Consider the following 14,290-nt stretch of genomic DNA (forward strand, 5'->3'; position numbering starts at 1 on the left):
ATTATATTTACTTCTGCGATAAATTTCATTTTGCTTTTCTGAATTGGATAAAAGATAATATAAAGTACAAAATCAATATTAGTGGAACTGCGGTAAATTTAAATATTACAAGCAGAATTAGGGAGGAAAAAACTAAAATATAGCGATTTGAATTCTTGCGGAGATCTATACTGCTGAATTTTAAGGACATAAGATGGATCTCAGATACGAGCAACAGCCCCATTCCCAAGCTAAATACTGCGAGAAAGACGGGATTTTGAAGGTAAGGTGAAATCATATTCCCCTGCTCAGCTATGAATGGCAATGATGCTATCAGCATTGCATTGGCTGGTGTTGGTAAGCCAATGAAATTTTCCGACTGCCTGCTATCATTATTAAATTTAGCTAATCTTAATGCAGAGAAGATGGTAATAAGGAAAGCTGAAAAATTCAACCATTCATTTGTCGATGACGATTGGAGAAAGAGCTGATAAATGATAACCGACGGCAAAACTCCAAAGCTAACCATGTCAGCAAGCGAGTCAAGATCTTTTCCGATATCAGAGTAGGCTTTTAACAGGCGTGCAAGCATCCCGTCCAGGAAATCGAAAACCGCCGCAATCAGAATGGAGTAGGATGCCCATTCAAGGTCTCCCTGAAACGCAAAAACAATACCCAGGCAACCGCAAAACAGGTTCAGACAAGTTACTGCGTTTGGGATATGTTTCTTCATGGAGATACGAGATGTGAGATACGAGATACGAGATTAACTCGAGTCAAGTATCCCGCTTCTTACGAGTTCATTGAAATTAAGAATTCTTCGTTAGTTTTTGTACCACGCATTTGAGATTGTAAGAATTCCATCGACTCCTGAGAATTCATATCTGCGAGGTGATTCCTTAAGATCCAGATCCGCTGCAATGTATCCTTATCTAATAGCAGGTCATCACGACGCGTACTTGAAGCTGTAAGATCAATAGCCGGGAAGATCCGCTTATTAGATAATTTCCGGTCTAATTGAAGCTCCATATTACCTGTTCCCTTGAATTCTTCAAAGATTACCTCATCCATTTTAGATCCGGTTTCAGTAAGCGCAGTAGCGAGGATAGTTAAAGAGCCTCCATCTTCTATATTTCTTGCTGCTCCAAAAAAGCGTTTTGGTTTGTGCAGAGCGTTCGCATCCACACCACCGGAAAGGATCTTACCGGAAGCAGGAGCAACTGTATTGTATGCCCGGGCCAAACGCGTAATGGAATCCAGAAGGATCACGACATCGTGCCCGCATTCCACCATTCTTTTAGCTTTTTCAAGTACTATATTTGCGATTTTTACATGCCTTTCAGCAGGCTCATCAAATGTGGATGATACAACTTCCGCGCGTACGCTTCTTGCCATATCAGTAACCTCCTCCGGACGCTCATCTATTAGAAGAATGATAAGGTATACTTCAGGGTGGTTTTTTGCGATCGCATTAGCCACATCCTTTAAAAGCATGGTCTTACCAGTCTTTGGTTGTGCTACGATCAAACCACGCTGGCCTTTACCGATCGGCGTGAAAAGATCTATAATTCGTGTAGAATGGTTTGCTGTGTCAACAAACAGATTCAGTTTTTCAGTAGGGAAGAGCGGTGTAAGATAATCGAACGGCACCCTGTCGCGAACTTCAGCAGGCATGCGGCCGTTAATTGCTTCGACACGAACTAAGGGGAAATATTTCTCACCTTCTTTTGGCGGACGGATACTTCCTCTAACGGTATCTCCCGTTTTTAATCCGAATAATTTGATCTGTGACTGTGATACATAAATATCATCAGGCGAGGAAAGGTAGTTGTAGTCAGAAGATCTTAAAAAACCGTAACCATCAGGCATGATCTCAAGAATTCCTTCATTAACAATCACATTATCAAAATCGAGGTTAATCGCTGGCTCCTGATTCCTATTTTGGTTCGGATTGGTCTGATTCTGCCGGCGGTCAAATTTCTTTTGATCTCCTTGTCCGCCAAGTCGCTGCCCTTTAACTACTTCTTGATTTTCTGTATTCTCTGCCAAATTCTGATCTTCGTCCTGATTTTGATCGTCTGCGACAGGTTCGTTTTCGGAGATGTTTTCTGTCTCAGACGAATCCCTGATTGCATCCTGCTGAGAAATCTCCTCATCTTCAGGAAAATCAAACGTACGCGTATTGTCCAGATGTACTTCCTGATGTTGCTTTGTTTCGTTAGTCTTTACACTTCTTAAACGCTTACGGGGTTTACCATCAGCAGCATTACTATCGCTTTCATTATTAATGGCCATAGCTTCTCCCAGTGATGAAGGGTTTGCCGAATTTTCGATGATCTTGTGTATAAGATCCGGTTTACGAAGAGTGTCAGTGTCGGCGACACCAAGGTTTTGGGCAATTTCACGCAGCTCAGAAACGAGCTTATCGTTCAATTTATTACTGTCCAGCATTAAATACGGTTTATAGTTTGGGATTTTTAGTTCAATAAATTTATCCTGGAGAACGACAGCACAAAAAATTACAAAAAATGGTATCTAGGAATTATTGTGATTTCCTGAATTCAGGGATAAAATTGAGATTACAGCACAATGCTATACAATTAAATGAAATAATCAAAACTTTTAATTCTTTTTTTGATTGCATGACGCCTTGTTTATTTATTTTCGCTCAAATTTATACCCTTAATGAATAGACAGCAGCTAATTGAACAAATAAAGCAGAAGAAATCGTTCTTATGTGTAGGACTTGATACTGACATAGACCTTATCCCCGGTTTCCTTTTAGAATATGCCGATCCTGTTTTTGAGTTTAATAAGCGAATCATAGATGCTACACACGATCTCTGTGTGGCCTACAAACCAAACAGTGCTTTTTATGAAAGCAGGGGTATTGCAGGCTGGCAAAGCCTGATACACACATCGCAGCATATACCTGAAACATGCCTGGGGCTTATTGACGCCAAGCGGGGCGACATTGGCAATACTTCAACTATGTATGCAAAAGCATTTTTTGATGAGAAATCTTCCGGGATGAGCTTTGACGCGATCACTGTAGCGCCCTACATGGGTATAGATTCTGTCAAACCGTTCCTGGAGTTTGAAGGCAAATGGGTAGTTCTGCTTGCGCTGACTTCTAATGAAGGAAGCGAGAACTTCCAGTTTATAAATACAGGTGATCAGCGCTTGTTTGAAACGGTGATCGATACGGCGAATGACTGGGCGGGCAACGACCGCATAATGTATGTAGTAGGGGCGACCAGAAGTGAAGAATTTATCAGTATCAGAAAACATGCGCCAGATCACTTTTTACTTGTTCCGGGAGTAGGAGCTCAGGGCGGAAGCCTGCAGGATGTAGCTCGTTATGGTCTGACTAAAGACTGTGGTCTACTTGTTAACTCGTCACGATCGATTATTTATGCGTCTAAAGGTGAAGATTTTGCTGAAAGGGCCAGGGAGGAAGCACTGAAGCTTCAACAGGAGATGTGCGTACTAATGGAAGAACACAATATAATTTGAGCCAGGATTCAAGAGCCAGAGAAAGCATATTAACACTGCAAGGAGCTTCTTTAAAACAAAAATGCTGCGCTGTGAAGATGTCTTGATTCTTGATTCCTGGTTCCTGGTTCTCTTTCCATTACCGTATTCTTAATAATATCCCCCATTAAATAATAAGATAATCTTACTTCGTTACAACGCTGTAAATTAAACTATGGCAGTTCCTGAAGATTTTCTTCATTACCTCTGGAAATTTCGTTTGTTTGATCAGCGAAATCTGCACACAATTTCTGGCGATCCGATAGAGATCATGAATGTGGGTTTGCATAATACTCACGCCGGACCAGATTTTCAAAGCTCCCTGATCCGTATCGGGAATACTTTATGGGCCGGGAACGTAGAAATTCATTTGCGTTCTTCAGATTGGACAAGACACAAACATCAAATAGATCCGTCATACGATAGTGTGATCCTGCATGTAGTTGGAAAACATGACCAGGAAATTTTCCGGACTGATGGTTCAATGATACCCGTGCTTGCGCTGGATAAGCTCATGCCGAAAAAGATCACAGAAGCTTATTTAAGCCTGGTAGAATGTATGGACTGGATACCTTGCGGAAGACAGATTTCGAATGTCGACAGCTTTCATATCCGCAGTTGGTTGTACAGGGTGGAAATTGAAAGGCTGGAACAAAAGTCTGAGTCGATCAGAGGTTTATTAACTGAGTTTAAAGGCGGGTGGGATAACGCGTTTTACGTTTATCTGGCCGCTAATTTTGGATTCAAAACCAACTCCATGCCCTTTGAAATGCTTGCCAGATCCTTGCCCCAACATTTGCTGTCCAGGTATAAGGACAAGCCGAAGCAAATCGAATCCCTCATCTTCGGCCAGGCCGGATTTCTTGAACACAAGCATAATGACGAATATCCCCGATCGCTAAGAAAGGAATATGATTTCCTGAAGAAGAAGCATGGATTGAAATCCATGGATAATTATATATGGAAACATATGAGGATGAGACCCGTCAATTTTCCAACGACAAGGCTCGCTCAATTCGCAGCACTTGTAATACGGTCGAATCATTTGTTCTCTAAAATCTTAGCTGAACAGCATGTGACTAGTATAATCAGTATGTTCCAGGGCCTTCCTGTAAATGAGTACTGGCAAAATCATTATCGGTTTGACAAGCCAACCAAAAGCCATAGCCCAGGACTTGGAGAACAGTCGGTCAGTAATATCCTTATAAACACGGTTGCCGTTTTTTTAATGGCTTATGGGAGGGAGGGAGGGTCGCAGGATCACATTGCCAAAAGTATAACCTTGCTCGAAAATCTGCCTGCTGAAACTAATGCCCTTACCAAACGTTTTAAAGATCTTAAGGTAAGACCCGACAATGCTTTTTTCTCGCAGTCGTTAATTCAGTTAAAAAAAACTTACTGCGATGAGAAGAAATGCTTATCTTGTGGTATTGGGATGAAATTATTGAACCTTTAATATGCTACAGAAGTTTATTACATTTTTCGAGAAACGGTCATTTGGAGTTTGCACCTATCTTGGAGAGCGTTTAAATATCTCTATATCAAAGATCAGGTTATTCTTTATCTACTCATCCTTCCTCGCAGTAGGGTTTCCGCTTATATTCTATGTGTGCGCTGCAGTTGTATTGGACATACGGCACTTTATTAAAAGGAGAAGAGGTGGTGTGCTTGATCTTTAACTGGAGCCAAGAATAAAGAACCAAGAGCCATGATCAGGGGCTTAAATTTGCTTTGCCAAATTATAGTTCAATAGCAAGCATATTTGTTTTCCACGACATGACAAAGCTAGCTAGTTGACTCATAGTCATTCTAATTACCCTTCAATCTTTAAAACGCACCATGTCTTGATTCTTGGCTCTTGATTCTTGATACTTCAGGAAAGTATCTTCGCAATTTCATTAAAGCCCTTTTCCGATGCCTTGTCAGCAGGAGTTTTGCCATCGTCGGTCAGTGCCTTTACTTCCGCTCCGGCTTCCAGTAAAACTATTAAAAGGTCTATATTTCCATTATGTGCAGCAGAATGCAAGGGTGTCGCACCTGACATTTGAACTACATTTACGTTTGCCCCCGCTTCGAGAAGCATTTTTGCAATCATATCATAATTGGATGCCACGGCAGAATGGATTGGGTAAACATGGTAGCCATTCTTCGAGGGAATATTAGGTTCTGCACCCTTCAGGAGCAGCAACCGAGCAACATCTTCGTTGCCAAAATACGATGCGAGGCCGAGAGGAGTAAAACCATCATCGGAAAAATCATTCACCAGATCAGGATTCTCGTTAAGAGCGTTTTCAACAAGGTCTTTTTTGCCGAGTGCAGCAGCCTCGAAAAACGTAATATTATCTATGTGTTTCAGGATAATTTCCGAGAGATCCGGTTGCTTGTAATAGCAGCACAACATTAGCGGAGATACCTGATGGCTCGTTTTTATAGTGGCAAGTTTAGGATTTGTGCTTAAAAGAGCATTCAACTCAATAGAATTGCCAGTTTGGATGTATTCTTCCAGTAAATCCTGATCCATTATTTGCTTTTTTAATAGATTTAAGCCTGCTTATAAAGCAATATTAGTAAAAATAAACAAAAAATTAAGTATCAAGTATCAGGTATCAAGTATCAAGATCGGTGGATCTCAAATTTGAAAGGTGTAGTCATTTCTCAAGCCTTTGAAACTGATAATTCTCCTGTGAAATTCCCTCAAATCTTGTTTCTTGATTCTTGTTTCTTGATACTCTTTATAACGTTATATTTGTCACTACATAATTAAAGATATCGGATGCCCCTAAGAGGAAATCAATTCAGAAATGAAAATTCATTTCGTGATGAACCAAAGTCAAAACCCACTACAAAATCTAGGATTCCCAGGGAGACAGCGGAGGCGATGCCGAAGTTTAAGCTCAATGATGATCGCACAATAAAGATCATTGGCTTATTCTTCCTGATCGTTTCTTTATACTTTATGGTCGCATTCACGTCCTATCTTTTTACCTGGAAGGACGATCAGAGTTATGTGCTTGATGCAAACGGTGGATGGGGTAATCTCTGGAAAACTCAGGCCGAATTGACCGACATGGGCCTGAATCAGCCGGTGGTTGAAAATTGGCTGGGCAAATTTGGAGCTCTCTTATCACATCAGTTTATTTACGAATGGTTTGGTGTTGCATCTTTCATATTTATTGGCGTGTTTTTCATCGTCGGCTACCGCATGCTGTTTAAGATCAAAGTGTTTTCCATTTCGAAAACCCTGTCGTATTCCTTCTTTTTGCTCATATTTATATCAGTTACACTTGCATTCTTTCATGGACTTTTAACTGATTATCCGCATTTCCTCGAAGGTGAATTTGGTTTCTGGACAAACCGGCTATTGCAGGCTCAGATCGGTAATGCCGGAATAGCGGGTTTGCTAGCTTTTGCCGGCCTAACGGTACTTATTATAGCCTATAATATTGATTTCAAGATCCCGGAGCGTAGCCGGGAGCCCAAATATGTGGTTCCTGATACCCCAGAAAATGTTGAATTGGAAGAAGAAGTCCGGTATGAGCCTGTAGAATTTAATCTTCCAAACCGTCCAAACTCTGAGAATGGCAGTTCAAACAGGGTCAATCAAAATCTTCCTCCACTTCAAACAATTGATAAGTCTGACCCAGAGGAACACGTCAATGTAGTTTTAAGCCCTTCCAGAAATGTACCGCTGGAAACAGCTGATACTGTCGGCAATGAAATCAAAGAGATCCCACCGATGACTATAGAGGTCACTGAAGAGGAAAAGAAATCCACTGAGCTGGTTGAGCAGTTTGGTATGTATGATCCGACGCTGGACCTTTCAAGCTACAAATATCCGCCTCTGGACTTGCTTGAGAATTACGGATCAAATAAGATAGCTGTAAATTCCGAGGAACTTGAAGCAAATAAGAATAAAATTGTTGAGACTCTCAATCATTACAATATTGAGATTGATAAGATCAAGGCTACAATTGGTCCGACGGTAACTTTATATGAAATAATTCCAGCGCCGGGAGTGCGTATCTCGAAGATCAAAAATCTTGAAGATGACATCGCGTTAAGCCTTGCTGCTTTGGGAATCCGGATCATAGCGCCTATGCCGGGTAAAGGCACGATTGGTATTGAAGTGCCTAATCAACACCCGGAAATGGTTTCTATGCGTTCTGTGCTTGCTACCGAAAAGTTCCAGAACACAACAATGGACCTTCCTATAGCCCTGGGAAAAACGATTTCGAACGAAGTTTACATTGCGGATCTTTCAAAAATGCCTCACTTACTTGTTGCAGGAGCTACTGGTCAGGGTAAATCGGTTGGTATTAATGCTATTTTGATATCGTTGCTGTATAAGATGCACCCGTCACAATTGAAATTCGTATTGGTGGATCCTAAGAAGGTAGAGCTCACTTTGTTCCGGAAGATAGAAAGGCACTTCCTTGCCAAGCTGCCGGGCGAAGAAGACGCGATCATTACTGATACTAAAAAAGTCATCGCAACGCTTAATTCATTGTGTATTGAGATGGATCAGCGCTATGACCTGCTTAAAAATGCCCATGTAAGAAATCTTAAAGAATACAACCAGAAGTTTATCAACCGAAAGCTTAACCCTAATGATGGACATCGTTTTCTTCCATTTATAGTGCTGATCATTGACGAATTTGCGGATCTGATGATGACAGCGGGCAAAGAAGTTGAGGCGCCGATAGCTCGTATCGCTCAGCTCGCCCGTGCAGTTGGTATACACCTCGTTATAGCAACCCAAAGGCCATCAGTGAACATCATCACGGGAACTATCAAAGCCAATTTCCCTGCCAGGCTTGCATTCAGGGTTTTATCTAAGATAGATTCAAGAACCATTCTTGACAGCGGAGGGGCAGACCAGCTGATAGGTAGAGGAGATATGCTTTTATCGACAGGAAGTGATCTTATCAGGATACAATGTGCTTTTGTAGATACCCCGGAAGTTGAAAAGGTGTCTGATTTTATAGGTTCACAACGTGGATATCCATCAGCTTTCATGTTACCAGAATATATCGACGAAAACGCCGAGTCGTCTATGAAAGATTTTGACGCATCAGATAGAGATCAATTTTTTGAGGACGCTGCGCGACTGATTGTCATGCATCAGCAAGGTTCAACGTCATTAATTCAGCGAAAATTAAAGTTAGGTTATAATCGCGCCGGTAGAATTATTGACCAATTAGAGGCTGCGGGCATAGTCGGGCCCTTTGAAGGAAGCAAGGCCAGAGAGGTACTTATCCCTGACGAATATTCTTTGGAACAGTTCTTGGGTACATTAGATCAGAAAGAATAACGTTATACATCAAAGTACATAATTTTAGAATATGAAGAAGTTAGTAATATGCGCATTTGTAATTTTGGGATCGGCGGTGAACCTGATGGCGCAAAGTGAGGTAAAAGCAAAAGCAATTCTTGCCGAAGTGAGTAAAAAATACCGGGCGTATGATGTGATCAAGACTGATTTTTCTTACACCCTGGAAAATCCGCAGGCCAAGATTAAAGAGACTCAGGCAGGAACGTTATACGTGCGGTCTAAAACTAATAAATACAAGGTCATTCTTAAGGGACAGGAGCTTATCAGTGATGGTAAGAATCAGTGGACCTATCTAAAAGCTGACAAAGAAGTGCAACTAAGCGAAGTTGATAACAACGCTGAAGGGTTAAATCCAGCGAAGATCTTTACCATTTACGAAAAAGGGTTTAAGTCTTTGTATACGAATGATACTAAAGGCGCCAATGGCCGTATAGTTCATAACATCGACCTCACTCCAACAGATTCAAAACGTACTTTTTTTAAGGTTCGCTTACAGATTGATAAAGTGAACAAACAGATCGCGAATGCAGTGATCTTCGACAAGAACGGAAATAAATACACGTATACAATCAAAACGTTCACTCCAAATGTCAAAGTACCTGAATCAACCTTTGCATTTGACGCTAAAAAGTATCCGGGTGTTGAAGTTGTCGACCTGAGATAATATTTAAATAGTTTTTTGAAAAGGGCTTAAGCATAATATGTTTAAGCCTTTTTTATTTATTTTTGATTTCTTATGGCCCTTTCTTACACACAGCACACACTTGAAAAGCTAGAATATCTGCTGAAATCGCTGGGGTTTAAACTGCGCTATGAAAAAGGGAATTTCAAAACCGGAGCCTGCATCTTAGAACAAAGCAGAGTAATTATCGTCAATAAATTTTCTAACCTGGAGAATAAGATAATTGCCCTTGCTGATCTGCTTCAGAATACGGAAACTGACGATAACTTACTAGATGAAAAGCAAAAAGCTTTTCTCTATTTGCTAAAACAAACTAAGCTCGAGTTTTGAAAATTACATTTCTAGGAACCGGAACCTCCCAGGGAGTACCAGTAATTGCATGTGCTTGTGAGGTGTGCATTTCAACAGATAGACACGATAAGCGGCTTCGGGTATCGGTTCTAATTGAAGAAGCTGGGAAATCTGTGGTAATTGATGCGGGACCTGATTTTAGATATCAAATGCTGCGCGCCGGCGTTAAGCACCTTGATGCAATTCTGTTTACCCATGAACATAAAGATCATGTTGCTGGCCTTGATGACGTCAGGGCCTTTAATTTTAAGCAGCAATCCGAAATTGATGTTTATGCTGATGTGCGTGTTCAAAGTGCATTAAAGAAGGAATTTCATTACATATTTTCAGAAGCTAAATATCCGGGTATCCCGCGGATTGAACTCCATGAAATAAAAGCAGACCAGCCTTTTATTGTGGCCGGTTTTGATATTATCCCTATTTCGGTAATGCACTATAAACTCCCTGTTTTCGGTTACAGGATCGGCGATTTTACCTATATCACCGATGCTAAAACAATGGATCAAGAGAATATAGCGAAGATACGCGGATCAAAGATCGTTGTAATCAATGCTCTGCAGAAGGAAAGTCATATATCTCATCTTACCTTTGACGAAGCTATCAGCCTTGCAGGAGAGATACGGGCAGAGCAAACCTATCTGACCCATATCAGCCATCGATTGGGAAGACATCGCGACGTGTGTGCAGAGTTGCCAACGGGTATTTTTCTTGCATATGATGGTCTGCAACTTGAGGTTAATCATAAATAGGTCGATCTCACCCTCTTACCAGGATATCTGGATATTTGTAACTTAAGAAGTGCCCAGGAGCAGATTCGAACTGCCACACCCGTTAAGGCGCCACTCCCTCAAAGTGGTGCGTCTACCAATTTCGCCACCTGGGCATTTTGCCAATATTATTTAATCCGCTGTAAAGTTCTAACAACTAACAACCAAATTACTATTAACCAGAAAGTGCCCGAAGAGAGACTCGAACTCTCAAGGATATAACTCCAACGGCTTCTGAGACCGCAACGTTTACCAATTTCGCCATCCGGGCCTTCGTTTTTCCTCGTATTTAATAGCTATGCAGCACTAATCTGTCCCTTAGTAAACCTTGAAAAGGTTGTGCAAATATAGTAGTTTAGGTGTATTTCAGCCTAAACTTTGAATAAATTTTAGTGTGGATCACGCCCGGATCATGCCCTCATCCAATCAACTGTAATATCAATCTACAGTACAAACTCGTGCATGTAAGATTTTTGATGATTGTATATACAATTATGCGACAATTTGGGATCACCGCTGACCTTGATAATTCAGTTTTATTATATAAATTTATCCTTCATATCAATTTAAAGAGGTAAAAGCATGATTGACAATTTTTTAAAAAAGCTTCTCGTTCTATTTGTGTTATCGGTATCCACATCAGGCTTAGGCTTTGCTCAGGTTAAACCAATTATAGGGGTTGCAGGTATTTCACATGAATCTAATAGCTTCAATATTAAAAAAACTGATCTGGAAGACTTTGATGTTACCATAGGTGAAAGCCAGCAGGTGAGATCCAAACGATTCTTTGCCGGTTCTACAGCAAAAACTACCAGTGCCGGTTATATCGAAGGCGCGAAACAATTTGGTCTTGAACTTTATCCTACACTGCTTGCCTCTGCCACTCCAAGGGGACCTGTAACAGACAGAGCATTTAATGCGATGATGAATGAAATTATTACAGGACTAAAGGCTGGACCAAAACTTCAGGGGATACTATTAAATCTGCATGGTGCTATGGTTGTTGAAAGTTATCCCAGCGGAGATGAAGAGATTGTCAGAAGGGTGAGAAAAACATTCGGACCGGAAATGCCAATTGTCGTTACTCACGATTTTCATGCGAATATCACTCCGAAAATGGTTGAGTTATGTAATGTCCTGATTACTTTTAAGGAGAATCCACACCTGGATACTTATGATCGGGGATTACAGGCTGCTGATATCATGGCCAAAATTGTAAGCGGGAAAGTAAAACCCGTTCAAAGTATTGTAAAAGCTCCAATGGTTTATAACATTGCGTTTCAGAATACCTATTCCAATCCATTATTACCTATAACAAACGAAAGTAAAAAACTTGAAAAACACCCTGAAATTTTAGCGGTGAGTGTATCAGGGGGTTATCAGTATGCTGATGTCCCTTCTATGGGACCGTCGGTAGTTGTGGTGACTAATAACAATAAAGCGTTGGCTGATAAAGAAGCTAACAGGCTTTCGCAAATGCTTTGGGATACCCGGGAAAGCACCAGAATTAACAATCCTAAGCCTGCTGAAGCAGTTAAAATGGCAATTCAACATGATGGCCGTCCGGTGATATTGATAGATATGGGGGATAATATTGGCGGTGGATCTACCGGCGATAGTTCCTTTATGCTTGAAGAATTAATTAAGCAAAATGCGAAAGGATGGGCAATGGTTATTTATGATCCTGAAGGATATAAGACAGCAGAAAGTGTAGGTGTTGGAAAAGCATTTGACTTTTCAGTTGGAGGAAAAATGGATAATATGCATGGTAAGCCGGTTCGAATAAAAGGGGAGGTTCGCTCACTGCATGTAGGACGTTATCTGGAAACAGAGATTCGTCATGGCGGCGGAAGATACTGGAATATGGGAAATACCGCCGTAATTCAAGTTGAAGGATCCACACTTGATGAACCGAATCTGCTGTTAATCACAACTAAACCTGCTAGCCCAAACAGCGCCCACATTTTTATTTCCAATGGAGTATATGTAGAAAGACAAAAGATCCTTGTAGTAAAGGGCGCAATTGCCCCCCGTGCTGCGTATGAGCCATTTGCTTCCAAACTGATCTCCGTGGATAGCCCCGGTGCAACTGCCATCAACCCGGAATGGTTTAAGTACTATAATATTCGTGAAGGATTATTCGGAATAGAAAAATCAAAAAAATAATTTCTGCTTTCACAGGAAGGATAAATTCTCTAGTCTGCGGATGCAAATTACTTAAGTAGGTATTTCTTCAAAATCAGGGATTTTTTCTTCACTGATAGTTTCAGGTTTGATATCATCCACAGGGTTTTTTCTCCACCAGTTAGCAAGAAAGCTTCCTGATATATCCATCCAGGTTCCGAATATGGCCGGGTAGAGGCCCATTGTAGCGGCTCTGCCAAGTTCATAAGCTATTCCTGCTGCCATACCTCCGTTCTGCAATCCTACTTCAATTGCCACTGTGCGGCTGTCCCGTTTGTTCAGTTTAAATAAACGGCTACCCCAATATCCCAGGAAATATCCCATTCCATTATGTATGAAAGCGGCCAGGAAAAGTGTAAAGCCCATTGTTAATAAACTGTCTCTTCCTGCTGCTACGATCACCGCAATAATAAACACATTCGCAGCCATAGCAACTAATGGCATTGCAGCATTAAGCCATGGACTTCTTGAACCGAAAAACTTATTAAAAATAATCCCGGCTATTAGTGGTATAAAGATCATTTTTCCAATGCTGATCATCATACTCAGTGCATCAATCGGAATTAATTGTCCGGCAAATTTCTCCATTAAAATTGGAGTAACGAACGGAGCCATCAGAGTAGCAAATGAAGTCAGCGTAATAGATAGTGCCAGATTTCCTTTCGAAAGAAAGTTTAGAATATTTGATGAAACTCCGCAAGGAACACATCCAATCAGGATCACACCTGCGGCAATTTCAGGCGGAAAAGAAAACAATTGTGTCAGACTAAAAGCTATTAAAGGCATGATAGTAAACTGAAGAAATAAACCAATTAATACTCCTTTGGGCATTTTCAGAACTCCTACAAAATCTTTTACACCCATAGTTGTTCCCATTCCGAACATTATGAGCTGTATCAAAGGGACAATCAGGACTTCGGTTTTGAATCCGCCTATATCAGTCACGTAGGAAGGAAACATCATGCTTAAGGTTGCTGCAGCGATAACCCAAATGGTAAAAGAAAAGCCTTTCATGAATTCTGAAGCATTAATTCCTGCCAGAAGAAATACAAAGAAAATGCAGGTCAATATCTTTGCTTCCATTGCAAAATTCAACTGAAAAAGTACGATCACACCTAAAAGAGTTAATAAGGAAAGCCATAGTAAAGACTGTAGTAGTTTTTGCATTGTCATCTTTTTATTTTTTGTTTGTTATCCCACACGTGCGGGATAAAAAAGGACATGATTTGATAATTATAACCCGTGCGGATCTTAGCAAATCATGATGGTTTCATGTATATATTTTTTGATTATTACTAAAATTTATTGTCTGGCAATTATAAATTTTCGGAAAATTAAAAATATAAAAATTTATGATAGTTTGAGTTGCTTGTAAAATGAATAAAATTAAATTGAGATATAAGGTCTGAATATTCTTTTTGTTAACTGATGGGATATTTGTTTTTCGAAAGGATCCATTAA

The 14,290-nt window shown here is 40.6% G+C and carries 12 protein-coding genes and 2 tRNA genes; 8 read left to right on the plus strand and 6 right to left on the minus strand.

Features of this window, described 5'->3' with window-relative positions; translation table 11 throughout:
- Window positions 1-25: 25 nt before the first annotated feature.
- Both pssA and rho read right to left on the minus strand, forming a co-directional pair.
- Window positions 26-712, minus strand: a complete 687-nt coding sequence (pssA, locus tag WKF69_RS05855; protein ID WP_340380320.1) for a CDP-diacylglycerol--serine O-phosphatidyltransferase — start codon at window positions 710-712, stop codon at window positions 26-28.
- A 59-nt stretch (window positions 713-771) separates the two neighbouring features.
- On the minus strand, window positions 772-2,430 hold the full coding sequence (gene rho / locus WKF69_RS05860) for a transcription termination factor Rho (protein WP_340380322.1): 1,659 nt from the start codon (window positions 2,428-2,430) through the stop codon (window positions 772-774).
- Between the two features lie 234 nt (window positions 2,431-2,664).
- Here rho and pyrF point away from each other — a divergent pair, with 234 nt between their 5' ends.
- The 3 genes from pyrF to WKF69_RS05875 all read left to right on the plus strand — a co-directional run bounded on the left by pyrF (window position 2,665) and on the right by WKF69_RS05875 (window position 5,192).
- Entirely contained in the window at window positions 2,665-3,495 is an 831-nt protein-coding gene (pyrF, locus tag WKF69_RS05865) for an orotidine-5'-phosphate decarboxylase (RefSeq protein WP_340380324.1), read from the plus strand.
- Between the two features lie 193 nt (window positions 3,496-3,688).
- A complete protein-coding gene (locus WKF69_RS05870; protein WP_340380326.1) occupies window positions 3,689-4,969 on the plus strand; it encodes a DUF2851 family protein in 1,281 nt (426 codons plus the stop codon).
- A gap of 1 nt (window position 4,970) precedes the next feature.
- A complete protein-coding gene (locus tag WKF69_RS05875) occupies window positions 4,971-5,192 on the plus strand; it encodes a PspC family transcriptional regulator (RefSeq protein WP_340380328.1) in 222 nt (73 codons plus the stop codon).
- Window positions 5,193-5,386: 194 nt separating this feature from the next.
- Here WKF69_RS05875 and WKF69_RS05880 read toward each other — a convergent pair whose 3' ends face one another.
- Window positions 5,387-6,034 carry an ankyrin repeat domain-containing protein gene (locus tag WKF69_RS05880; protein WP_340380330.1) on the minus strand — a complete coding sequence of 216 codons (648 nt, stop codon included), beginning with the start codon at window positions 6,032-6,034 and terminating at the stop codon, window positions 5,387-5,389.
- Between the two features lie 252 nt (window positions 6,035-6,286).
- On the opposite strand from WKF69_RS05880, the gene WKF69_RS05885 reads away from it, so the two are divergent.
- The 4 genes from WKF69_RS05885 (at window position 6,287) to WKF69_RS05900 (ending at window position 10,627) form a co-directional block, all read left to right on the plus strand.
- Entirely contained in the window at window positions 6,287-8,824 is a 2,538-nt protein-coding gene (locus tag WKF69_RS05885) for a DNA translocase FtsK (protein ID WP_340380332.1), read from the plus strand.
- A gap of 31 nt (window positions 8,825-8,855) precedes the next feature.
- Window positions 8,856-9,509, plus strand: a complete 654-nt coding sequence (locus WKF69_RS05890; RefSeq protein ID WP_340380334.1) for an outer membrane lipoprotein carrier protein LolA — start codon at window positions 8,856-8,858, stop codon at window positions 9,507-9,509.
- 72 nt (window positions 9,510-9,581) lie between these two features.
- The gene (locus WKF69_RS05895) at window positions 9,582-9,857 is read left to right on the plus strand and encodes a hypothetical protein (protein ID WP_340380336.1); all 276 of its coding nucleotides are present in this window, start codon (window positions 9,582-9,584) and stop codon (window positions 9,855-9,857) included.
- Entirely contained in the window at window positions 9,854-10,627 is a 774-nt protein-coding gene (locus WKF69_RS05900; RefSeq protein ID WP_340380338.1) for an MBL fold metallo-hydrolase, read from the plus strand. The genes WKF69_RS05895 and WKF69_RS05900 overlap by 4 nt, the downstream gene beginning before the upstream one ends.
- 50 nt (window positions 10,628-10,677) lie before the next feature.
- On the opposite strand, the gene WKF69_RS05905 is transcribed toward WKF69_RS05900, so the two are convergent.
- Both WKF69_RS05905 and WKF69_RS05910 read right to left on the minus strand, forming a co-directional pair.
- Window positions 10,678-10,761, minus strand: a tRNA-Leu gene (locus WKF69_RS05905).
- Window positions 10,762-10,832: 71 nt separating this feature from the next.
- Window positions 10,833-10,916: transfer RNA gene (locus WKF69_RS05910), tRNA-Leu, on the minus strand.
- Between the two features lie 311 nt (window positions 10,917-11,227).
- On the opposite strand from WKF69_RS05910, the gene WKF69_RS05915 reads away from it, so the two are divergent.
- Window positions 11,228-12,811 carry a M81 family metallopeptidase gene (locus WKF69_RS05915; RefSeq protein ID WP_340380340.1) on the plus strand — a complete coding sequence of 528 codons (1,584 nt, stop codon included), beginning with the start codon at window positions 11,228-11,230 and terminating at the stop codon, window positions 12,809-12,811.
- Between the two features lie 51 nt (window positions 12,812-12,862).
- Here WKF69_RS05915 and WKF69_RS05920 read toward each other — a convergent pair whose 3' ends face one another.
- A complete protein-coding gene (locus WKF69_RS05920; RefSeq protein WP_340380342.1) occupies window positions 12,863-13,996 on the minus strand; it encodes a bile acid:sodium symporter family protein in 1,134 nt (377 codons plus the stop codon).
- Window positions 13,997-14,290 lie beyond the last annotated feature (294 nt).

It is taken from the genome of Daejeonella sp., from assembly GCF_037719425.1.
GTDB lineage: Bacteria > Bacteroidota > Bacteroidia > Sphingobacteriales > Sphingobacteriaceae > Daejeonella.

Excerpts from the sequence above, each read along its gene's own strand:
- pssA (WP_340380320.1), bottom strand. The coding sequence starts at position 712 with ATGAAGAAACATATCCCAAACGCAGTAACTTGTCTGAACCTGTTTTGC.
- WKF69_RS05870 (WP_340380326.1), top strand. The coding sequence starts at position 3,689 with ATGGCAGTTCCTGAAGATTTTCTTCATTACCTCTGGAAATTTCGTTTG.
- WKF69_RS05890 (WP_340380334.1), top strand. The coding sequence starts at position 8,856 with ATGAAGAAGTTAGTAATATGCGCATTTGTAATTTTGGGATCGGCGGTG.
- pyrF (WP_340380324.1), top strand. The coding sequence starts at position 2,665 with ATGAATAGACAGCAGCTAATTGAACAAATAAAGCAGAAGAAATCGTTC.
- rho (WP_340380322.1), bottom strand. The coding sequence starts at position 2,430 with ATGCTGGACAGTAATAAATTGAACGATAAGCTCGTTTCTGAGCTGCGT.
- WKF69_RS05915 (WP_340380340.1), top strand. The coding sequence starts at position 11,228 with ATGATTGACAATTTTTTAAAAAAGCTTCTCGTTCTATTTGTGTTATCG.
- WKF69_RS05875 (WP_340380328.1), top strand. The coding sequence starts at position 4,971 with ATGCTACAGAAGTTTATTACATTTTTCGAGAAACGGTCATTTGGAGTT.
- WKF69_RS05880 (WP_340380330.1), bottom strand. The coding sequence starts at position 6,034 with ATGGATCAGGATTTACTGGAAGAATACATCCAAACTGGCAATTCTATT.
- WKF69_RS05895 (WP_340380336.1), top strand. The coding sequence starts at position 9,582 with ATGGCCCTTTCTTACACACAGCACACACTTGAAAAGCTAGAATATCTG.
- WKF69_RS05920 (WP_340380342.1), bottom strand. The coding sequence starts at position 13,996 with ATGCAAAAACTACTACAGTCTTTACTATGGCTTTCCTTATTAACTCTT.
- WKF69_RS05885 (WP_340380332.1), top strand. The coding sequence starts at position 6,287 with ATGCCCCTAAGAGGAAATCAATTCAGAAATGAAAATTCATTTCGTGAT.